Here is a 20,704-nt window from a genome sequence, read left to right as displayed (position 1 = left end):
GGACGCTCAGGGCGACGTAGGCCACATGATGGCGGTGCCGGCCACGCCTGCCGCTACCGGACCGGCGGGGAGCCCGGTAATGATCGCCGGGCGGCGGGCTCCCGTCGGCCCGACGCGTGGCCTGCGGGACGGGTGTGCCGCTACGCTCCGGCAGATTTCGGTCGCATCCGGTTATTGCGGGATCGGTTGACGTACGTCCCCGTACTTCCGTGTCACGGAACTTCATTGCGATTGCTGCGGATGTGCCGCCCCGGTCGCCGTCGGCATCGTCGATGAGCCGGCCTGTCTGCGCCGGTTCTTTGTCGTGTCCCGCCGCCGATCCGGCGTGCTGTCCGGGGGGTTTCCATCGTGTCCGTGTCGGCCGCTCGCGCCGAACGTGTCCGCTGGGCGGACACCGCGAAGGGCCTGTGCATCCTGCTCGTGGTCCTGTGGCATGTCGTGGCCAAGCAGTACCTGCGGCTGGAGTGGCCGGAAGGGCTGCGTATCCCCGGCGTGTGGGGCACCCTGTGCGAGCTGCTGCTGCCGCTGCGCATGCCGCTGTTCTTCACCATCTCCGGCATGTTCGCGCTGGGCGCGGTGCACCGGCCGTGGCGGATCTCGGCCCGGTCGCGGGTGGCGAAGTTCCTCTACCTGTACGTGGTGTGGCTGCTCATCCACACCGCCCTGCTGAGCCTCGCCCCGGACTTCCCCACCGACCGCGCGACGAGCCCGCTCGGGCTGCTCGAGCAGCTCACGATCACGCCGTCCAATCTTTGGTACCTGTACGCGCTGGCGCTGTACTTCGTGATCGCCAAGGTGACGTGGCGGCTCCCCCGGTTCGTCGTACTGGGCGCCGCCTTCGCCCTGTCGGTCGCCGCCGCGTCGGAGCTCGTGCCCGTCCCCGGCAACCGGGCCGGCCTGCTGCAGAACCTGGTGTTCTTCCTGCTCGGCCTGTACTTCCGCCAGTACGTCGAGCGGCTCGCGGAGGGCGTGAACTGGCCGCGGTTCGCCCTCGCCACCGGCGTGTACGGCGGCCTGCTCGTGGTCATGGTCGTCACCGGGACGCAGGACGTCCCCGGGGTGTGGCCGGTGGTCTGCGTGGCCGCGGCGGCCTTCGGCGTGACCGGCTCGGCGATGCTGGCCCGGTGGGACCGGATCGCCACCCCGCTCATCGGCATCGGCCGCCGCACGCTGCCGATCTACGTCATCCACATGCCGCTGCTCGCGCTGCTCGACCTGGCGCTCGCCCGGCCGCTCTCCGCGCTGGCCGCGACGCCCTTCGGGCTCCCGCTCGCCCTCCTCGAGCCGATCCTGATGACCGCGCTCATCGCCTGGATCTGCCTCACCCTGCACCGCGGTCTGGAGGCGACGCGGCTCAGCCGGTTCCTGCTCGACCTGCCGGGCGGCGCCAAGCCCGCCCAGGCACGGCCGGCGGCCACGCCCGTCGCCGCCACGCCGGAGCCCGCCGCCACGCCGGCCGGGGTCGGCGCCCACCACGCGGCGCCCCACCCCGCGGCCTACGCCAACACGGCCCGGCCCGCCGGGGGCGTCCCCACCGCCCAGGCGGCCACATGGCCGACCGTGACCGAGCAGGCCGCCGCGTCGCTCCCCGTCACGCAGTGGCCCACCCGGAACGGGGCCACCTGGAACCCGGACCCGGCCGCCACGCACCACTACCACCCGCAGTGCCACCGGCAGGACGCACACACCGGCCACCCGCCCCAGGTGCCGCCCACGCAGCCCGGTCACCCGGCGAGCTCCCCCTCCTCCGGCTACCAGAACCCGGACGCCCAGGCCACCCTGCCGTACGAGGCCTACCTGTCCGCGCTCCCGCCCTCCGGCCCGCGGCCCGGCGCGCCCACCGCGCAGCCGTACCCGGCACAGCACGGGCCGTCGACCCCGGCCGCCCCGCACCACGGGCCGGACGCGACCGGGCACCGCGTCTGGCCGTCGTCCCCCGGTGGCCACGAATCAACGTCCCAGCCGTCCTCCGGCCCCTGGTTCGACCCCCCGCGGGCCGCACAGGGCACCTCCTGGGCGCCGGGTACGGCCGACGGCCACGCCGCGGACACCGCCGCCCTCGGCCACCGGGATCCGTCCGAAGCGGAATGGCCCTGGGCGCGGGATCCCGACCGGACGTGGCCCATGCGCCCGAGCCGTCGCCCGAACGATCCGCGCTCCTGAGCGCCGCCAGGATCCCGGGCGCCCAAGGTCTCGACGACGCTTCTCATACAGAGGGCCGAAGACCGCTTGGTCCCACCGGAACGGCAGCGCGTGTCCACGGCGCCGGGACGACTCGGCCCGGAGACGTGGCCGAACGTCTGACCGACGGGACCTGTGTCGCAGACGGCGAACGTCCCGGGTCGGCCCGCATGGCGGATCGGAGCGTGTGGGCCCGGGCCTGAGGCCGCCCCCCACGGAGCCGGGCGTCCTCTGCGGCCACCGACCAGGACAGGCCGCCGCCCGGGCCTGGGGTCGAGGGTGGTGACCGGATGACCGGGACGCAGGCCCCTGCCCGCGTCCGTGCACGGCGCGAGGCCCGGCCAGGAGACCGAGCATCGGCCGATCAGCTTGACGAGGCAACGAGCAGTCCGGGCGGCCCGGACGACAGACGGGGAAGAGGAAGCGAGGGCGAGAAGGTTCCCGCCCAAGGCCCACCTTTGCCATATGGAAGGCGTGCGCCGGTATGCCTACCTCGTGTCCACATCGTCGGACACGTTCCCGGGTAGATCGGTGCCGCTCACCGTGGGCATGGTCACCGGCGTCCGCCGGGCGGTGGCTCCCACGTTGGCGGCCGTGCCGGCACACCCACGAGTCACGTGGCGCCTTGCATACTCACACGGCCGGACGCTCTGACCGCACGTCATCGTCCGCGGCGGGCGATCCAATCCGCATCGCGGCACCCGGCCCTGCGGGGTCGTGGACGTTTCCCGCGTTCACGCTCACGGCCCGGGCATGGTCGCCGGGCCGTGAGCGGGTTTCGGGCCGGTGTCCCCGTGATGAGGCCGGGCCCCGGTGGCGGGCGGCTCGCCGTACCGGGCCCGGTCAGTCGGTCGTGCCCTCCTCCAGCACCCAGCGCACGATGTGGGCGCGGGACGGCAGGCCGAGCTTCGCCCGGATGCGCTCCAGATGGGTGTGCACGGTGCGCTCCGAGACGTGCAGGCGGCGGGCGATCTGGCGGTTGGCCAGACCCTCGGCCACCAAGAGGGCGACCTGGCGCTCGCGGTCGGTGAGGACCGGATCGGCGGCGTCGCCGTCGCCCGGTTCCCGCCAGGCGCCGCCGAGCGCGTACCCGATCAGGTCGGGGCCGCCGAGGCGCTCGCCGTCGCGGATCGCCGCGGACGCGGCGGCGGCCGAGAGCGCCGCGCGGGCCCCGGTCACCGCCTCGGCGAGGGCCTCCCGGGGGATCGTGCCGCCGCGCAGCAGGGGCCCCTCGCGGAGCACGCCCGCGGCCGCGGCGAGCCGTACCGCGCGGAGGGCGTCGCCCGTCCGGGCGGCCACGGCGGCGAGCCCGGCGACGCACTCCAGGACGAGCGGCGACGCCTCGCCGCCCGGAGGACGGTACGCGTCGAGGATCTCCCGCCAGCGCCGGGCCGCGTCGTCGATGTCCCCCTCGAGCAGGGCCACGGTCGCCGCGGTGTGCGCCCAGTCGACCGGCACCGGCTCGGCCTCGCCGTACGGGCGGCCGCGGCGGGCGGCGCGATCGGCGTGGGCGGCGAGGCAGCGGTCGAGCAGGGCGCGCGCGCCGTCCAGGTCGCCGCGCCGTACCGCGAGCCGGGCACGCTCGTGCAGGACCACCGCGCGGTCCGCGGGGTCGGCCGCCTCGTCGAGCAGGGCGAGGCAGTCCTCCGCCAGCCGGTCGGCCTCCGCGAGGTCGCCGAGGCAGCGCCGTACCGTCTGCAGGGCGAGCAGCGCCCGGGCGCGCGTGATCGGGTCGTGCGCCGGCTCGAGCGCCCGCGTGGCGAGGTCGAGCGCCTGCTCGCCGTCGCCGTCGAGTACGGCGAGCACGGCCGCGCAGCCGAGGGCGGCCGCACGCCCGGGCGAGGTGGGCTCGGTGCGGGCGAGCACCGCGCCGAGCACGCGCCTGGCCTCGCCGATCCGCCCCAGGTGCCACAGGCCGCAGGCGAGGGCCGTGGCGAGGGGCAGGCGGCGGTCGTCGCCGCGGCGCATCGCCCGGTCGAGCGCGTGCCGCAGCGTGTGGTGCGCCGCGGCGAGCGGGTCGAGCTCCCGGACCGAGCGCAGCAGCCGTCCGTCGCCGGCCACCGGGGCGGCGAGCTCGAGCAGCCAGGCGGCCAGCCGCTCGTGGGCGTCGTCCTCCTCGCCCTCGGCGGCGAGCCGCTCCTGGGCGTACAGGCGGATCGACTCCATGATGCGGAACCTGCCGCCGGGGCGGCCGGGCTCGGTCGCCAGCAGCGAGCTGCTCTCCAGCCGGCCGAGCAGGTGCAGCGCCGCGTCCGTGGTGAGGTCGTCGCCGCACACCCGCCGGGCGTCGTCGGCGGTGAACCATCCGGCGAGCACCGACAGCCGCCGGAACATCCGCTGCTCGTCCGGGTCGAGCAGGTCGTAGCTCCACGCGATCGCGGTCCGCAGGTTGCGGTGCCGCGGCTCGGCGGTGCGGGCGCCCTGGTTGAGCAGGTGCAGCCGGTCGTCGAGCCGGGCGAGGATGTGCCCGACCGGCCGCAGCCGGGCGATCCGGGCGGCGAGCTCGAGCGCGAGCGGGTTGCCGTCGAGGCGGGCGCAGATCTCCGCGATCTCGTCGCCGTTCTCCCGGGTCAGCTCGAAGCCGGGGCTCACCGCGCGGACCCGCTCGACGAACAGCCGGACCGCGTCCGAGCGCAGCAGCTCACCGCGGCTGCGCGGCGCCCGGGGCTGGGGCAGGGACAGCCCGTGCACCGGGTAGAGGTGCTCGCCGGGCGCGTCCAGCGGCCGCCTGCTCGTGGCGAGCACGGTGAGGCCGGGGCAGGCGCGCAGCAGCGTCACCGCCAGGCGGGCGGCGGCGTCCACCAGGTGCTCGCAGGTGTCGAGGACGAGCAGGGTACGGCCGGCGCGCAGCCGTGCCAGCAGGGCCCGCTCGGCGGTGGTGCCCGCGGCCGGGCGGACGCCGAGGCTCTCGGCGACGTGGTGGGCGAGCCGCCGGTCGTCGGTGAGCCCGGAGAGCTCGACCAGCCAGACGCCGTCGGGGTGGCCGGTGGCGACCCGGGCGGCGAGCTCGAGCGCGAGCCGGGTCTTGCCGGTCCCGGCCGGGCCCACGAGGGTGACCAGCCGGGCGACGCCGAGCAGCGCCTTCAGCTCGGCGATCTCGTCCTCGCGGCCGACGAACACGTCGAGCGGAGCGGGCAGGCCGACCGCGGCCGGTGGCGTGCCGTATCCGGGCCGGTCCCGGTCGGCGGGCGGCGGGTACCGGGGCTCGTCCGGGTCCGGGGCCGCGGCGGTCTCCCCCGCCGTGGTCCCGGCCGCGTGGCCGCCCGGGTGCGAGGGCCACAGCGGGGCGGGCCCGCCGCTGTCCGGGGCCGCGTCCGGGTGCGGGTCCGTCGCGGCCTGGGGTTCGGCGGCCGGTTCGGCCGGCGCCGGTGGTTCCGTCGTGGGCGGGGCCTGCGGCAGCGCATCGGCGCCGTCGCCCTCGGTTTGCGCCGCGGCGGTCACGGGCATGATCGGGCCGGTGTGGTTCGTGCCGGTCGCCCGTGGACCGGCCGCTTCGGGGTACGGCCGGCCGTCCGGCCAGCCGGCCGGGCCGTGCCGTACCGTGCCCTCGCCGACGACGGGCAGGCGGGCCGTGAGCGTGTGTGTGGCGGTGACCTTCTCGGCGGCCATCCGGCGTCGCCGCGCCCGCTGGCGGCAGGTGCCGGAGCAGAACCGGGCCGGGCGGCCGGCCGTACCGGGCCGCTTGCGCAGCTCGACCCCGCAGATCTCGCAGCGTCCGGCGTTGAAGTACGCCATCCCCCGTTGTTGTGCGCTCATCGCATGACGTCCCCCGTCCCGCCTGTCGACCTGAAGTCAGGAACCTGCCATCGACGGCACCGGAGGACGGCGCTCGCCCATCGGGCGGGCGTCCGGTCTCGCTCCAAACCGGTGCCGACTTAAAAGAGTCCGCTGGGCGGGAAAAGGTTCGGAGTCGTCGGGGTAAAGGCCACGCGGCGCCACGATTCGTGGCGGGGCGTCTCGTTGCCGCGACGTTTCACGGCGCACAGGTTGCGAGTGGTGCTCGCTTTTCATGAAACGTTCATGAAACGGTCCCGATCGCCGGAGTGAACGCGGAACAAACCGAATGATGCTCGGGTTCCTGTCCGCGCCTCTGCGCGGGCGACCGGCGGCTCCGCGGCCGCCCGGGCGCCCGGCGCTGCTCCGGAGCGGGTCACCCGGCGGCCTGGGAGCCCCGCGGGGACGTGATCGGATGGCCGCGGAGACTCGCGCCTGGTGAGGTCGTTCGGATGTGCGGAGAAAGTCGTCGCGTTGAAGCGGAGGCCTAATGAAAGGTTTTCACCGGTGGCCGTCGCCGGACGCGGACCGCCGGATTCGGGCGGCGAGGCGTTTGGGGGCGATCAGGCGGTAGCTGTCCTCGATGAGCTCGGCGATCTCGTCCCAGTCCTGGTCCACGGTGAGCCAGGCGCCCACCCAGCCCTTGTGGCCGACGTACGCGGGGACGAAGAACCGTTCGGGATCGGAGGCGACGAGGGCCTCCTGCACGCCCGGGCCGGCCTTGAACATCATCGACCGGCCGTCCTCGGAGGTGATGAGGAAGAGCTTGTCCCGGACGCGGAACGACGGCGCGCTGTGCCCGCCGAACGGCTTCTCGACGGCCTCCGGCAGCGACAGGCAGATCTCCCGCAGCCGTGCCGGCACGTCCTCGTCGGCCATCGGATCACCCTCCCGCATCGAGCCCGTTCGTTGACGCTACCTCGCCTCGGGGCCGATGGCACGCCTCGGAACATCCGTTGGACACGGAGTTCCGTCGGCCGGGGCCGCCCCACCGGTTACGGCATGGCGCGACGTAGAACCACCCAGGGCATCGCCCTCGTTCGCCGTCGTTGCGCGCGCCGTACGCAGAACCCTCGCACGTGCGAGGACATACCTCCATCCTCATAGGGGGCATTCCAGGACATCAGGAGATGCGTCCTCTTATCTGCTGCGGCTAAGCTGAACCGGCGCCCTGGGCGCGATCCGAATTCCCGCGCGGCCGACCGGCAGGTCGGCGAGGAGGTCTGCAGTGGTGCGGCATCGGTCCCGATCCGCCCGCGACGTCCCGTCCGTCGCGGCCCTCGCGGCGGACGACGCCGCGCGCCCCGATGCCGGCCGTACCGGCCGTCCGGGGCGGCCACGGCGCGCGCCCCGCGGCCGGGCGCCGTGGATGCTGTTCGTGCCCGCCGTCGCGGGCCTGGTCTTCCTCGTGCTGCCGCTCGCCGGGCTGCTGATCCGCGCCCCCTGGTCCACGCTGCCCGCCCGGCTCGCCGAGCCCGCGGTGCTCCAGGCGCTGCGGCTGTCGCTCGTCACCGCGACCGTCGCCACCGGGCTGTGCCTGCTGCTCGGCGTGCCGCTCGCCTGGCTGCTCGCCCGGGTCGACTTCCCCGGCCGCCGCCTGGTCCGGGCGCTGGTGGCGGTGCCGCTCGTGCTGCCGCCGGTGGTCGGCGGCGTCGCGCTCCTGCTCGTGCTCGGCCGGCGCGGGCTCGTCGGCCAGTGGCTGGAGGCCGCGTTCGGGATCACGCTGCCGTTCACCACCGCCGCCGTGGTGATCGCCGAGATGTTCGTGGCGATGCCGTTCCTGGTGATCAGCGTCGAGGGCGCGCTGCGGGCCGCGGATCCGCGGTTCGAGGAGGCGGCGGCGACGCTCGGCGCGTCGCGGTGGACCACCTTCCGCCGGGTGACGCTGCCGCTGGTCGCGCCCGGGGTCACGGCGGGCGCGGTGCTCTGCTGGGCGCGGGCGCTCGGCGAGTTCGGCGCGACGATCACGTTCGCGGGCAACTACCCGGGCACCACCCGGACGATGCCGCTCGCCGTCTACCTCGCGCTGGAAACCGAGCCGGAGGCCGCGATCGTGCTCAGCCTCGTGCTGCTCGCCGTGTCGGTGGCGATCCTCGCCGCGCTGCGGGACCGGTGGGTGAGCGGGCTGTGACGCTGGACTGCCGGCTCGTGGTGGAGCGGCCCCGGTTCCGGCTCGACGTGGCGCTCGCGGTCGCCGCCGGGGAGGTGGTCGCGCTGCTCGGCCCGAACGGCGCGGGCAAGACCACGGCGCTGCGCGCGCTCGCCGGGCTCACCCCGCTCACCGCGGGCCACATCGAGCTGGACGGCCGCCCGCTGCACGACCTGCCGCCCGAGGCCCGCCCGATCGGCATGGTCTTCCAGGACTACCTGCTCTTCCCGCACCTGTCCGCCCTCGAGAACGTCGCCTTCGGCCCGCGCTGCCGGGGCGTGCCGAAGGCCGAGGCCCGCCGCGTCGCCGCCACCTGGCTGGAGCGGGTCGGCCTCGCCGGGTTCGCCGGGGTACGGCCCGGCCGGCTGTCCGGCGGGCAGGCGCAGCGGGTGGCGCTCGCCCGCGCGCTCGCCGCCGGTCCCCGGCTGCTCCTGCTCGACGAGCCGCTCGCCGCGCTCGACGCGCACACCCGGCTCGACATCCGGGCCCGGCTGCGCCGCCACCTCGCCGAGTTCGACGGCGCCACCGTGCTCGTCACCCACGACCCGCTCGACGCGATGGCGCTCGCCGACCGGCTCGTCGTGATCGAGAACGGCGCCGTGGTGCAGCAGGGCCCGCCGACCGAGGTGGCCCGCCATCCCCGCACCGACTACGTGGCCCGCCTCGTCGGCCTCAACCTCTACCGGGGCGACGGCGACGGCCACCGGGTGCGCGTCGGCGAGATCGAGTTCAGCGTCGCCGAGCCGCTGCACGGGGCCGCGTTCGTCGCCTTCCCGCCCTCGGCCGTCGCGCTGTTCCGCACCCGCCCGGACGGCACGCCGCGCAACCTGTGGCAGGCCGAGGTCGACGGCGTCGAGCGCCACGGCGACAACGTGCGCGTACACCTGACCGGCCCGATCGCGGCCGCCGCCGACATCACCCCCGCGGCCCTCGCCGAGCTCGACCTCGCCCCCGGCGGCCGGGTCTGGGCGGCGGTCAAGGCCACCGAGACGCACGCCTACCCCGCCTGATCACGGGGGCATCCGGTACGGCTCGCCGTACGAGCCGGCCCCGCGACGGGCGGCGACCTCGCCGGCGCCCTCATCGATCCGGCCAATCGCCCCCATCCCGCCCTCGGGGAGGTCTAAGGTGATCGCCCGTGTTTGGAATCGTTCGACCTTGTCGCCATACCTTGTGTAAATCGCTCCATGCGGAGTGGATGGCACACCTCTGCGGGCTCTGCCTGACGCTGCGCGACCGCCACGGCCACCTCGCCCGGCTGGTCACCAACTATGACGGGCTGCTGGTCTCCGTGCTCGTCGAGGCGCAGGCCCCGGAGCTGTCCCCGCACCGCCGGGCGGCCCCCTGCGCGCTGCGCGGCTTCTCCCGGGCCGACGTCGTGGACGCCCGCGCGGAGGGGGCACGGCTCGCCGCCGCCGCGTCGCTGGCGCTCGCCGCCGGAAAGATCGGCGACCACCTGAGCGACCGGGACGGCGTCTACGCGCGCCCCCTCGTCGGGGCGGCGGCGCGGCGGGTCGCGGAGCGGTGGAGCCGGGCGAGCGACCACGAGGCGGCGGCCCTCGGGTTCGACGGCGAGGTGCTGCGCGACGCGCTGGCGCGGCAGCCGCTGCTGGAGGCGCGCGGCGGCCTCACCCTGCTGGAGCTCACCGAACCCACCGAGACCGCGGTGTCCGCGGTCTTCGCCCACACCGGCGAGCTGACCGGAAAGCCGCACAACGCGCCGGCGCTCGCCGAGGCCGGGCGGCTCTTCGGCCGCCTCGCCCACCTGCTCGACGCCGTCGAGGACCTCGAGGCCGACCGCCGCAACGGCGCGTACAACCCGATCCTCGCCACCGGCACCCCGCTCGCCGAGGTGCGCCGCCTCTGCGACGACGCCGCCCACGGCATCGAGCTCGCCGTCGCCGACCTGGACCTGGAACGCCGCACGCTGGTGCGGGCGCTGCTGGTGGGCGAGGTACGGCGAGCCGTGGCGCGCACCTTCGACGACCACCGGCACGGCACCGAGCACCCGCCCGGCGAGGTGCCCAAGGTCCGCAGCTTCTTCGTGGTCTGCCCGGCCGAGCTGTGCAAGATCTGCACCTGCGGCTGGTACCAGCCGAAGTGGAGCCCCAACCGCGGCAAGAGCTGCCGCGAGCGCTGCGAATGCCCCTGCGACTGCTGCGACGGCTGCTCCTACTGCAACAACTGCTGCGATTGCTGCCGGTGCTGCAAGAGATGCGACTGCGACTGCTGCGACTGCGGCTGACCGGCGGACGCCGGAGCGTGGCCGCCGACGCGGCGAGGAATCCGCAACCGGGGGACGGGACAGAACGGAATAGGGGGATCAGGGGGGACAGAGCTTCGACATCGGCGCGCCCGTGGGCGGGAGGGGGTCCGTGCGGCCCCGCCGCCCCGGCGCCGGAGAGGCCCCGCGGCGGCGGGGCCGCACACGGAAATCGCCGCCCCGGAGGTCCGGGGCGGCGATTCGCCGTATGCCGCGTGGCGACGGCTCAGCTGGGCGCGGAGCCGTTGGTGGTGAGCACGCGGTCCTCGACCTCGATGGCCGGGAAGGTGCCGGTGTCACGACCGCCGTTCTCGTGGTAGGCGGCCTCGAGCAGCGCGTGGGCGCGCGGCTCGAGCTTCCACAGCGCCCGGTACTCGCGGGCGAGGGCGATCGGGAGACCGGTCTCCTTGGCGATGTCGGCCGCCCGCGGCACGATCTTGCGCTCGATCTGCTGGTCCCAGTAGGCGCGCGCGGCGCGGTAGAGGGCGGCCCGCTGCGCCGGGTCGAGGTGCTGCTGCGGCGCGGGCTCGAGCACCTCCACCTCGTCCTCGTCATCGTCGTCGAGCATCGCCGCCCGGTTCGCCTGGCCGTTCGCGTCCGCGACCCGCGGCCGGGAACGGTCCGCCCCGGCGGCGTCACCGCCGCCCGAGCCGTTGCCGGCGGAGATCGCGGCCTGCTCGACCACCACCTGCTGGGCCTGCTGGTTCTGCGTGGGCGCCCACGGCACCGGCGGCGAGAGGTCCATCAGCGCCGAACTGTTGTAGAGCGCTCCAATCTGGGACAAAAGCGCCTGCTGGCGGGCGGGGTCGACGGCGAGACCGGTGTACTCCACGGCCTGGTCCACGGCCCGGTCGAGCTTGGCGAGCGCGCGGCGCATCCGCCACTCGCTCGCGCCGGCGGCGCGCAGCGCGCGGGCGCGCTTGGCGGCGAGCGCGACCCGGGTGAGCCTGCGGTGGGCGTCCACCTCGCTCGCGGAGCGGTCGCTCACCTCGGCGAGCCCGAGGCGGACGAGGATGCGCTCGGGGGTGATCCGCCAGTTGATGCGCTTGGTGCCGGTGATCCGGTGCCGCTCGATCGCCATGCCGCGCTCCCACAGCCACGCGGCCACGAGCGGGGCGGCGAGGCGGAACAGCGCCTCGGCGGGGCTGCGCGCGTCGAGGCTGGACAGCACGGCCGACAGCGAGGTGAGCGCCCAGACGGCGACGCCGTCGATGCCCGCGGAGTAGTTCTCGCGCATGTTGCGCCGCGCCCGGACCGCGCTCGTGATCACCGCGACCTCGATGAACGCGAACAGCAGCAGCCGCAGCGGCCCGTCGAAGCCCAGCACGTCACCGGAGAAGCGCCACATGCCCTGGGCGGACACGCCCGTGGCGATGCAGGCGGCGACGATGGTGAGGATGTCCTCCGGCGGACGGTTCTGCGCCCAGGTGCGCAGCAGCCGGACGAGGTTCCGGCACAGGCCGCGCACCACGAAGTAGGCGAGAACGAGCACGACGAAGGCGAACACGCACACGATGGCGGTGCCGACCGGATTGGTCGCCGCGAACTGGGTGATCTGGTCTATGGGGGGCATTCGGTCACTGTCCGTCGGTTCGGAGTCCGGCTCTCTGTACGCAGGGGATCATCGCAGAACGCCCGCGGCCCACGCCACGAAACGTGCGTGAATCGTGTGCCTACGGTCCACATTTGTTATCCGTCCGGACATCCCGGCCGACCGCATATCCCTATTACGACAACTGTTACTTTCGTGCACATTTGAGCGGTTTGTGACTAATGCGGATATGCCGTACCGAGGGCGGCGCCCGGGCCTCTGGCGCGCCGGTGACCTGAGGCGCAGACTGGGTAGAGGCAGGCCGAGCGATCCTCTGGAGTGTCTTGTGCACAGTCGGCAGGCGCACCCGCCCACGCTCGTTCCGGTGCTGTCCCGCGGCAGGCACCGGAACCCGCGCAAGGGCGCGTGCTTCATGGAGATGGCCTCGTACCTCGCCGGGGAGCGCTGGAGCGACCACCCCGACTGCACCCACCCGCTGCTCGCCGCCCTCGCCCGCCTGGTGAACGACTACACCTCCGACGAGGCGCGGCCGCGGCTCGCCCACCTGATCCCCTCGGTGATCGGCCTCAACGGCGACGACCCGCGGGTCGACCCCCGCATCGCGCTCGTCTGCGCCGTCCACGCGCTCCCCGTGGTCGCCGCCGAGCGGCAGCTCACCATGGCCGTGACGATCCTCGCCGCCGAGCACGTGCTCGCCGAGCTGGAGGGCCGCACGCCCGGCGAGCTGTCGGAGCGCAGCCGGGACGCGCTCGACCAGGCGCCGCACGCCGCCCGGCAGGCGCAGGAGTTCCGCCGCGGTCTCAAGATCTCGCCGAAGGGCTTCCGGCGCATCGCCGCGCCGAACGCGGTGCACATCGCGGTGCGCGGGGTGGCCGAGGCGTGCGTGCAGGACGCCGACCGGCGGCTGCACGACATGCTCGCCGCCGCGATCGACGAGTGCGCCGCCGTACTGCGGCCCCAGCGGGAGGCGGCGTTCCCGGTCGACCCGGACCGGTGGAACGACCTGTGCCGGCTCACCCGCGCCCACGCCCGCTGACGCGCCCGGCAGGCTCCGGCCGCCCGCGGCCGTAATGATCACGGCGAACGCGGTTGGATGGCGCGGATGACATCGCATCGTCCGCGACCACGCCCCGTCGCGGCCCCGCCCGGCCCGCCCGCGCGCCCACCGGCCCGACGCCGGGCCGTGGCCGTGTGGGCCGGGTGTGTCGCGCTGCCCCTCGCCGCCGCGGCGGTCCTCGGCCTGCTCGCCCGCACCCCCGCGTGGACCGCCGCCGACGCCCGCCTCGCCGCGGCCGTGCACGAGCTGCGCGCCCCGCTCCTGACCGCGGTCGCCGACGCGCTGCGGGTCGCCTTCCTGCCGCCCGCCGTGATCGCCGTGTGCGCCGCGGCCGTGCTCCTCCTCGCCCTGCTCGGCCGGTACGGCGGGGCGCTGCTCACCGCGCTCGTCGTCGCGGCGGGCTGGAGCGCGAACACCCTCTACAAGGTCGCGATCGACCGGCCCCGCCCGGCCCCCGAGCGGCAGCTCATCCCGGAGCCCAGCCCGTACGGCTACCCGAGCGGCCACGTCGCCGTGACGCTCGCCCTCGTCATCGCCGCGTGCCTGCTCGCGTACGGCACGGCCCGCCTGCGCCTCGTCGCCGCCGCCGGCGCGGTCCTCGTCGCCGCCCAGGCCTGGGCCCGCGTCTACCTCGGCGTGCACCACCCCACCGACGTGGTCGGCGCGGTGCTCGTGGTCGGCGGGGTCGCCACCGCCGTGGTCGCCGGCTGCGCGCCGCTCGCCGCCCGCCTCGACCGGCTCGGGCGCGGTCACGCCGGGGGCGGCGGGCCGCCCCACGGGTCGTAGTCGACCTCGAGCGGCTCCTGCGGCGGCCGCTCCGGCTCGGGCACGTGCCGCAGGTTGACCCGGATGCGGGTCCAGGTGGAGCTGCGGCCGCGCATCGAGTCGACGAGCACGTCGGCGGGCTCGAGACGGGCCGCGACCTCCGGGTGGCGGGCCTTCCACCGTTCCAGCCCGGCGAGCGCCTCGGCCGCGGTGCGGGCGCGGGCGATCTCGATGAGCGGCATCGTCACCCGGCGGCGTCCCTCCCCCTTGGGCGGCCGCTCAGGCGGGCCGAGCCGGTCGGCGAGCCGGAGCAGGCCGTCCAGGCTCCCGGCGGCCGCGTCCATCCCCCGCCAGGGGTCGCCGAGCTCGGCGAAACGGGCGGGCACCGTGGCGAGGGTGAGGTCCACCGGGTCGGTGCCGGTGACCTCGTCCCAGGCGAGCGGGGTGGAGACCCGGGCGTCGGGGGTGGGGCGGACCGAGTACGCCGAGGCGACCGTGTGGTCGCGGGCGTTCTGGTTGTAGTCGACGAACACGCCCTGCCGCTCCTCCTTCCACCAGCGGCTCGTCGCCAGGCCGCCCGCCCGGTTCTCCACCTCCCGGGCGACCGCCTGGGCGGCCCGCCGTACCTCGGGGAAGGTCCACCGCGGCGCGATCCGGGCGTACACGTGGAAGCCGCGCGAGCCCGAGGTCTTCGGCCAGCCGGCCAGGCCGTGGTCGCCCAGCACCTCCCGGACCACGAGGGCCACCTCGACCACCTGCCGCCACGGCACGCCGGGCACCGGGTCGAGGTCGATGCGCAGCTCGTCGGGGTGCTCCAGGTCCTCGGCGCGCACCGGGTGCGGGTTGAGATCGACGCAGCCGAGGTTCACCGCCCAGGCGAGCTGGGCGGCGTCGCGCACCACGACCTCCTCGGCGGTGCGCCCCGACGGGTAGCGCAGCGTGACCGTCTCGATCCAGTCCGGGCGCCGCGCCGGGGCGCGCTTCTGGAAGAACGGCTCCTCCGCCACGCCGCGCGGGAACCGCTTGAGGATCATGGGCCGCCCGGCCACGCCGCGCAGCGCCCCCTCGGCGACCGCGAGGTAGTAGCGGGCCAGGTCGAGCTTGGTGTACCCGGCGGCAGGGAAGATCACCTTGTCCGGGCTGGTGATCGTCACCCGTCGCCCGGCCACCTCGAGCACCTCGGTCATGACCGGATCCCTTCCCTCGGCCCGTACGGCCGCCGCCTCCCGGCCCCGCCGTACGGCGCGGCGGCTCGCGGGCCGCGGCGCCGTGCCGTACGGCCCGTGTCCGGACCTCTGCCCCACCGCACGGCGAGGCTGCGCCCGGCGCGCTCGCCCTCGCCCGACGACCTCACCCGCACAGTGGAAGGAAAGTGAGACAAACCTTTCCACATCGTTAGGGTGCCTGGTCACTGATCGATCATTCGATCGGCAAAGGTCGCGACATCCCCCTAAAATCCGCCAATGTGAACGAAGGCCTGCCGCCCCATCCGCCTCTGCCGATACGCGACCGCTCATCCTCTTCGCGGCCGGGCGGCACCGGCCGCCATCGTCGTCCGGTGCCGAGCGATCTGCCGCCCGACGCGCCCGCGCTCGTGGTGGCCGCTCCGGGCCGGGACGATGAGGTCCCCCAGGACATCGCCCGCATGCTCCGGGTCGACAACCCGCAGGTCGACGTACGGCTGGTGCACCTGGGTGACGACATCGACGGGCTCGCCAAGGAGCTCGACGAGATCGCCGCGAGCCGGCCGCAGGGCGCCGTCTCGGCCGTGGTGGCCCCGCTGGTGACCGGGCCGCACCCGAAGGTGTACCGGATGGTGCGCGAGGCGATCGCGGCGAGCGGCACGCAGGTCATGATCAACCCGCCGCTCGGCCCGCACCCGCTCATCGCCGAGGTGATGCACATCCGGCTCGCCGACGCCGGGCTCGCCCGCGCCGACCGGGTGCGGCTGTTCAACATCGCCTCCCCGGTGGACGGCATCATCGTGCTCACCGCGGGCGGTCCGGAGGCGGTGCGCGCGGCCGACACCACGGCGGTGCTGCTCGCCGCGCGGCTGGCGATCCCGGTGGTGGCGGCGTCGGTCGACGACGGCCCCGGGCCGCGCGACGCCGCCGAGCGGCTGCACAAGATCGGCGCGTCCCGCCTGGCGATCGCCCCGTGCATCATCGGCCCCGAGGCCGACCCGGCGGAGGTGCGCGCCGCCGCGGAGAGCATCGGCGCGGGCTGCGCCCAGCCCATCGGCGCCCACACCTCCCTCGCCCGCCTCATCATCGAGGCCTACGGCAACACCCTCTACGAGCTCGAGTGATCCGCTGAGCGCCCGGCGGCGGAGTGACCCGGATCACGTTCCGTGCCGCCGCCGGGAAGGGATGATCACCACGCGGCGGGGCAATACGCCATCCATGCGCACCGCACCCCGGACGCGCCGCGCCGCGCTCCGTTCCTCGGCCCCCGGCGCCGGTGGCCGCATCCGGCCGGTGACACACTCCGACAATCCACCTACTTTTGGTAGGTATTACCGTGTGTCTGCTGGAGGTGGGCATGCCCCTCCCGGATTTCCTCGTCATCGGAGCCCCCAAGGCCGGCACGACGGCCCTCCACGCGGCCCTCTCCCGTCACCCCGAGCTGTACATGTCGCCGGTCAAGGAGCCGAAGTTCTTCCTCACCGACGGCCCGCCGCCGACCAGGGGCGGGGGACCCGGCGACGCCCGGACCTACCGTGAGCACGTCTGGCGGCGCGAGGACTACGAGGCGCTGTTCGCGGGCGCGCCGAAGGGCGCGCTGTGCGGCGAGTCCACGCCGTTCTACCTCTACGACCGCGCGGCGCAGCGGCGCATCCGCGAGCTCATCCCGCACGCGCGGCTGATCGCGATCCTGCGCGACCCGGTCGAGCGCGCCCACTCCAACTGGACCCACCTGTGGTCGGCCGGCCTGGAGCCGATCGACGACGTGGTGCGGGCCTGCGCCGAGGAGGAGCGGCGCATCGCCGCCGGGTGGGCCCCGTTCTGGCACTACGTGCGCCTCGGCCGGTACGGCGAGCAGCTCGAGCACCTGTACCGGCTGTTCCCCCGCGAGCAGGTGCTCGTGTTCCGCTACCGCGACCTGGTGGACCGCCCGGCCGAGACGCTCGACCGGATCTTCCCGTTCCTCGGCGTGACCCCGGGCCTGGTCACCGAGATCCCGCGGGAGAACGTGACCGCGCACCCCGAGCCCACGCTGGGGCACCGGCTGCTGTCCGCGGCGCAGCGCGTCGGCGCCCGGGTGCCGGGCCGGGTCGGCGCGGCCCTCTCCGACGCGCTGGAGCAGCGCCTGCAGCGGCGGGCCCGGCCGCGCCAGCCGCTCACCTGGGCGCAGCGGCAGGCCCTCATCGGCTACTTCGCCGACGACATCCGCCTGCTGCAGCGGGTCACCGGCGCCGACTTCAGCGACTGGCTGCGGCCCCGGGAACGCTCCGGCGGCCTCGTCGGCGCCCGCCCGGAGGGCCAGCGCCAGGCGCGCAACGGCCGCCCGCGCCCCAGCCCCGAGACCGGCTGACCGGCGCGGGCCCCGTCGCGGACGGTCAGCGCAGCTCGGTGCGGAGCTCGTGGGCGCCGTCGGGCCGGGTCATCTCGTAGTAGAGGCGCTTCCGCCCGTCCGGCATCGGCAGGACCTCCAGGTAGCGCAGCCCGCCCCCGGCGTACGGCGAGACCGCCTTCGGCGCGGTGCCGAGCGCGGTGAGCGCGGCCGGGTCGGCCCCGATCGCCACGCCGGTGCGCTCCTCGTAGTTCTCCGCCGCGCTCGCCCGGCCGTCGTAGTAGGCGACCACGCTCCGCTCGTCGCCCTCGCCGGCGAACAGCACGGCGCTCACCCGCACCCCGCGGGCGTCCCAGCAGCCCTCGCGGCGCTCGAGCGCGGTGCCGTGCCAGGACCACTCGACGCCGTCCACGCTGGTGGCGTAGTCGGTCACCATCTGGTCGGCCTCGTCGGGGTCGGCGAGCGGGTGGCAGGAGGCCCACAGGTGCCACAGGCCGTCCCGGTGGACGATCACCGGGTCCTTCACCGCCGTCTTGGCGTCGCCGGGCAGCACCACCCGGACCTGCCGCGGGTCGAACCCGGCCGGGTCGCCGGCCTCGAGCAGCTCCACGCGCCAGTGCTTGCTGCCGTGGGTGGCACAGCTCAGGTACAACCGCCAGACGCCGCCGGGGGTGCGCACCAGCCGCGGCCGCTCCAGCGACTCGGCGTCCATCTGCTCCTTGGTGATGGTGAGCAGCGGCTCGAACCGCACGCCGTCGGCCGACCGGGCGACCACCACCGCATACCCCCGGCCCTTGCCGATCGGGCGGCGCAGCCGGAACGCGAGGTAGACCTCTCCGTCGGCGAGCACGGCGCTGGGCGCCCCGGACCAGTACCCGGGGCCGTCACCGGGCGGGGGGATGGCGACGACCGAGCGCGCGGGATCGGGCAGCGTGACGGCGACCAGCGGGTCGCCGCGATGGGCGGTGTTTTCGCTGAGCACGCCTAACGATAACCGCACCATCCACTGTCTTTGCCATCCGCAACACCGCCGGACCGGGTAAAGAACCGCGGTCCGCGCATGCCGTCACGGAGAGGGATGATCGCCGTGAGGGCGGGTAACGAACCCGCCATCGACGACCTTGGGAGTGAGCTGATGCTGTTCGGCAAGGAGCATGTCCGGCGCTACCAGGAGACCGACGGCCGGGAGGGCCACGAGTGGGAGCGGGGCACCACGACCCTCCTGCTCACCACCACCGGCCGGGTCTCCGGCAAGGAGCACACCACACCCCTCATCTACCGCAAGCACGGCGACGTCTACGTGGTGGTCGCGTCGAAGGCCGGCGCGCCGGCACACCCGGACTGGTACCTCAACCTGCAGGCCAACCCGCGGGTGAAGGTGCAGGTGCTCGCCGACAGGTTCGAGGCGAACGCGCGCACCGCCACGCCCGAGGAGCGGGCCGAGCTGTGGCCGTACATGGTCGAGGTGTGGCCGGACTACGCGGAGTACCAGAAGAAGACCGACCGCGAGATCCCGGTCGTGATCCTCGAGCGCCGCTGACCGGCGGGCGAATCGGTCCGGCGGGGGCCTCGCCGTACGGCGAGGTCCCCGTTCGCGCGCTTCCTTCCCTTCGCCCCGGGCCGCTATCGTCTCGGCAGGGGGCCACCAGGGGAGGAAAGGATGGAGAAAGGCCGCACCGCCGAGATCATGGTCGCCGAGGCCCGGAAGGCGTTCTGGGTCATGGTCGGCTTCCTCGCGGTGATCTGGGCGCTCCAGATCGTCAACTGGCTGACCGGGTACGACCTCAGTCACCGGTTCGGGGTGCGCTCCTGGGACACCGACGGGCTGCCCGGCATCTTCACCGCGCCGTTCCTGCACTGGAGCTGGTCGCACATCCAGGGCAACTCGGGCCCGCTGTTCATCTTCGGCTTCCTCGCCGCCTACCGGGGCGTGCGCAGGTTCCTCGGCGTCACCGGGCTGATCGCGGTGGCGAGCGGGCTGGGCGCCTGGTTCACCGCGAGCCCCGGCACGGTCGGCGCGGGGGCGAGCGGCATCGTCTTCGGGTACTTCGGCTACATCCTGGTCCGCGGGGCGTTCGACCGCCATCTCATCGACATCGTGATCGGCGTCGTGATGGCGCTGTGCTTCGCCTACCAGTTCGCCGGGCTGCTGCCCCAGGAGGGCGTGGGCTGGCAGGCCCACCTGTTCGGCTTCGTCGGCGGCATCCTCGGCGGCTGGCTGTTCCGCGAGCGCCGCCCCGCCGCCGCGGCCTCGCCGCCCTCCGGTACGGCACGGCCGGGCGACCTGCCCGGCATCGTCCCGCCCGGCACGGTCCCGCCCGGCGGCATCCCCGGCGCGGTTCCCCCGGGCAACGCGCGGCCCGGCGCCTTCCGGCCGCCGTCGTCCCGCGCCGCGCTGCACAAGGAGCTCGACGACCTCGGCCTGTGACCGCCGGTACGGCCGGGGCCGCCGGGGCCCGGCCGTACCGCCGCTACGATGTGGCCGCCGGGCCGGCACGGGCCCGGCGAGGACGCCGTCGCGAGGAGTTCCGGCATGGCCGTGCTGATCGACCCGCCGATCTGGCCGGGCCCGCGCGGGCTGCTGTGGTCGCACCTGGTCAGCGACCACTCGCTCGACGAGCTGCACGAGTTCGCCGCGCGGCTCGGCGCGCCCCCGCGGGCGTTCGACCGTGACCACTACGACGTGCCGGAGACCGCCTACGAGCGGGCGATCATGCTGGGTGCCGAGCCGGTGAGCTCACGCGTGCTCGTCATGCGGCTCACCGCCGCCGGGCTGCGGCGGCGCAGGCTGCGCCAGCCGGGCTAGCTCGGCGGCGAGGTTCGCCCGCGCCCGCTCCTCCCACAGCTCGCGCGCGAGGGGCGTGCGGAACAGCCGCGGCATGGCGAGCAGCCGGGCCAGCACCTCGGCGCGGCCCGCCGCGAACGCCGCGTCCGGCACGTGCCGGTACTCCTCCCGGACCGCCGCCGCATAGGCCGCGTAGCCGTCCGCGGGCGCCGCGAGGATCGCCAGGTCGGCGTCGCACAGCACCTCGCCGTCGCGGTCGTGCGGCTCGGGCGCGTGGGTGGCGGTGAGCCGGACCAGCCGGGCGGTCTCCGCGACCCGGCCGGGCGGCACCCCGCACCGCGGCAGCCGGGCCAGGGCGAGCTGCGCGCTGCGCTCCTCGTCCCACCCCGGCCGCCCGTCGTAGATAGCGTCGTGGAACCAGGCGGCGAGCCGTACCGCGTCGGCGTCGGCGGCGAGGTCGGCGAGCCGGTCGACCGCGGCGAGCACGGCGCGCAGGTGGTCGCGGGTGTGGTAGCGGCGGTGCGGCTCCGCCCACCGGGCGAGCAGCTCGGCGCACACGGCCCGGGAGGCCGCGCTGTCGGGGGTGAGGCGCCGCCACGCGGCGGCCAGGTCGGCGTCGCGGGCGGCGGGGGTCACGGTGGTCGCCACCCGAGCAGCATAGGCCG

At 75.1% G+C, this 20,704-nt stretch carries 17 protein-coding genes; 11 read left to right on the top strand and 6 right to left on the bottom strand.

The genetic code is table 11. From position 1 onward, the window contains the following. Positions 1-354: 354 nt before the first annotated feature. A complete protein-coding gene (locus FHX40_RS25455; protein ID WP_211350207.1) occupies positions 355-2,163 on the top strand; it encodes an acyltransferase family protein in 1,809 nt (602 codons plus the stop codon). An 861-nt stretch (positions 2,164-3,024) separates the two neighbouring features. Here the strand turns inward: FHX40_RS25455 and FHX40_RS08290 are convergent. Both FHX40_RS08290 and FHX40_RS08285 read right to left on the bottom strand, forming a co-directional pair. Next, on the bottom strand, positions 3,025-5,937 hold the full coding sequence (locus tag FHX40_RS08290) for an ATP-binding protein (protein WP_142259069.1): 2,913 nt from the start codon (positions 5,935-5,937) through the stop codon (positions 3,025-3,027). 519 nt (positions 5,938-6,456) lie between these two features. Beyond that, the gene (locus tag FHX40_RS08285) at positions 6,457-6,834 is read right to left on the bottom strand and encodes an MmcQ/YjbR family DNA-binding protein (RefSeq protein WP_142259068.1); all 378 of its coding nucleotides are present in this window, start codon (positions 6,832-6,834) and stop codon (positions 6,457-6,459) included. A 490-nt stretch (positions 6,835-7,324) separates the two neighbouring features. Between FHX40_RS08285 and FHX40_RS08280 the strand changes: the two genes are divergently transcribed. The 3 genes from FHX40_RS08280 (at position 7,325) to FHX40_RS08270 (ending at position 10,349) form a co-directional block, all read left to right on the top strand. Next, positions 7,325-8,086 carry an ABC transporter permease gene (locus FHX40_RS08280; protein ID WP_142259067.1) on the top strand — a complete coding sequence of 254 codons (762 nt, stop codon included), beginning with the start codon at positions 7,325-7,327 and terminating at the stop codon, positions 8,084-8,086. Next, on the top strand, positions 8,083-9,114 hold the full coding sequence (locus FHX40_RS08275) for an ABC transporter ATP-binding protein (protein WP_142259066.1): 1,032 nt from the start codon (positions 8,083-8,085) through the stop codon (positions 9,112-9,114). Before FHX40_RS08280 ends, FHX40_RS08275 begins: the two co-directional genes overlap by 4 nt. Before the next feature lie 128 nt (positions 9,115-9,242). After that, on the top strand, positions 9,243-10,349 hold the full coding sequence (locus tag FHX40_RS08270; RefSeq protein WP_142259065.1) for a DUF5685 family protein: 1,107 nt from the start codon (positions 9,243-9,245) through the stop codon (positions 10,347-10,349). Between the two features lie 244 nt (positions 10,350-10,593). Here FHX40_RS08270 and FHX40_RS08265 read toward each other — a convergent pair whose 3' ends face one another. Beyond that, a complete protein-coding gene (locus tag FHX40_RS08265; protein WP_142259064.1) occupies positions 10,594-11,940 on the bottom strand; it encodes a hypothetical protein in 1,347 nt (448 codons plus the stop codon). A gap of 304 nt (positions 11,941-12,244) precedes the next feature. Here FHX40_RS08265 and FHX40_RS08260 point away from each other — a divergent pair, with 304 nt between their 5' ends. Both FHX40_RS08260 and FHX40_RS08255 read left to right on the top strand, forming a co-directional pair. After that, positions 12,245-12,955, top strand: a complete 711-nt coding sequence (locus tag FHX40_RS08260) for a hypothetical protein (protein ID WP_142259063.1) — start codon at positions 12,245-12,247, stop codon at positions 12,953-12,955. Between the two features lie 147 nt (positions 12,956-13,102). Beyond that, entirely contained in the window at positions 13,103-13,762 is a 660-nt protein-coding gene (locus tag FHX40_RS08255; protein ID WP_170198763.1) for a phosphatase PAP2 family protein, read from the top strand. On the opposite strand, the gene ligD is transcribed toward FHX40_RS08255, so the two are convergent. Continuing rightward, complete coding sequence (ligD, locus tag FHX40_RS08250; RefSeq protein ID WP_142259061.1) at positions 13,726-14,928, bottom strand: non-homologous end-joining DNA ligase; 1,203 nt, start codon at positions 14,926-14,928, stop codon at positions 13,726-13,728. The two genes, FHX40_RS08255 and ligD, sit on opposite strands and share 37 nt — an antisense overlap. A gap of 371 nt (positions 14,929-15,299) precedes the next feature. On the opposite strand from ligD, the gene FHX40_RS08245 reads away from it, so the two are divergent. Next, positions 15,300-16,049 carry a sirohydrochlorin chelatase gene (locus FHX40_RS08245; protein ID WP_229789144.1) on the top strand — a complete coding sequence of 250 codons (750 nt, stop codon included), beginning with the start codon at positions 15,300-15,302 and terminating at the stop codon, positions 16,047-16,049. Positions 16,050-16,282: 233 nt separating this feature from the next. Further along, positions 16,283-17,275 carry a sulfotransferase family protein gene (locus FHX40_RS08240; protein ID WP_142259059.1) on the top strand — a complete coding sequence of 331 codons (993 nt, stop codon included), beginning with the start codon at positions 16,283-16,285 and terminating at the stop codon, positions 17,273-17,275. Between the two features lie 25 nt (positions 17,276-17,300). Here FHX40_RS08240 and FHX40_RS08235 read toward each other — a convergent pair whose 3' ends face one another. Further along, complete coding sequence (locus FHX40_RS08235) at positions 17,301-18,236, bottom strand: glycoside hydrolase family protein (RefSeq protein WP_229789145.1); 936 nt, start codon at positions 18,234-18,236, stop codon at positions 17,301-17,303. Positions 18,237-18,389: 153 nt separating this feature from the next. On the opposite strand from FHX40_RS08235, the gene FHX40_RS08230 reads away from it, so the two are divergent. The 3 genes from FHX40_RS08230 to FHX40_RS08220 all read left to right on the top strand — a co-directional run bounded on the left by FHX40_RS08230 (position 18,390) and on the right by FHX40_RS08220 (position 20,060). After that, positions 18,390-18,794, top strand: coding sequence for a nitroreductase family deazaflavin-dependent oxidoreductase (locus FHX40_RS08230; RefSeq protein WP_142261630.1), 405 nt, complete (start codon positions 18,390-18,392; stop codon positions 18,792-18,794). Positions 18,795-18,914: 120 nt separating this feature from the next. Beyond that, positions 18,915-19,682 (top strand): rhomboid family intramembrane serine protease, encoded by a 768-nt coding sequence (locus FHX40_RS08225; RefSeq protein ID WP_142259058.1) that lies wholly within the window; start codon positions 18,915-18,917, stop codon positions 19,680-19,682. Between the two features lie 105 nt (positions 19,683-19,787). After that, positions 19,788-20,060: a DUF4031 domain-containing protein gene (locus tag FHX40_RS08220; RefSeq protein ID WP_142259057.1), complete on the top strand. Its 273-nt coding sequence runs from the start codon at positions 19,788-19,790 to the stop codon at positions 20,058-20,060. Here the strand turns inward: FHX40_RS08220 and FHX40_RS08215 are convergent. Further along, the gene (locus tag FHX40_RS08215) at positions 19,992-20,687 is read right to left on the bottom strand and encodes an HD domain-containing protein (RefSeq protein WP_373286910.1); all 696 of its coding nucleotides are present in this window, start codon (positions 20,685-20,687) and stop codon (positions 19,992-19,994) included. The two genes, FHX40_RS08220 and FHX40_RS08215, sit on opposite strands and share 69 nt — an antisense overlap. Positions 20,688-20,704 lie beyond the last annotated feature (17 nt).

Source organism: Thermopolyspora flexuosa, assembly GCF_006716785.1.
Classification (GTDB): Bacteria; Actinomycetota; Actinomycetes; order Streptosporangiales; family Streptosporangiaceae; genus Thermopolyspora; species Thermopolyspora flexuosa.
Note: the sequence above shows the minus strand (reverse complement) of the source record. Positions and strands in the feature narration are given on the sequence as shown.

Coding starts and splice junctions, on each gene's coding strand:
- FHX40_RS08290 (WP_142259069.1), bottom strand. CDS start 5,937: ATGAGCGCACAACAACGGGGGATGGCGTACTTCAACGCCGGACGCTGC.
- FHX40_RS08285 (WP_142259068.1), bottom strand. CDS start 6,834: ATGGCCGACGAGGACGTGCCGGCACGGCTGCGGGAGATCTGCCTGTCG.
- FHX40_RS08280 (WP_142259067.1), top strand. CDS start 7,325: ATGCTGTTCGTGCCCGCCGTCGCGGGCCTGGTCTTCCTCGTGCTGCCG.
- FHX40_RS08265 (WP_142259064.1), bottom strand. CDS start 11,940: ATGCCCCCCATAGACCAGATCACCCAGTTCGCGGCGACCAATCCGGTC.
- ligD (WP_142259061.1), bottom strand. CDS start 14,928: ATGACCGAGGTGCTCGAGGTGGCCGGGCGACGGGTGACGATCACCAGC.
- FHX40_RS08240 (WP_142259059.1), top strand. CDS start 16,283: ATGCCCCTCCCGGATTTCCTCGTCATCGGAGCCCCCAAGGCCGGCACG.
- FHX40_RS08230 (WP_142261630.1), top strand. CDS start 18,390: ATGCTGTTCGGCAAGGAGCATGTCCGGCGCTACCAGGAGACCGACGGC.
- FHX40_RS08225 (WP_142259058.1), top strand. CDS start 18,915: ATGGAGAAAGGCCGCACCGCCGAGATCATGGTCGCCGAGGCCCGGAAG.
- FHX40_RS08220 (WP_142259057.1), top strand. CDS start 19,788: ATGGCCGTGCTGATCGACCCGCCGATCTGGCCGGGCCCGCGCGGGCTG.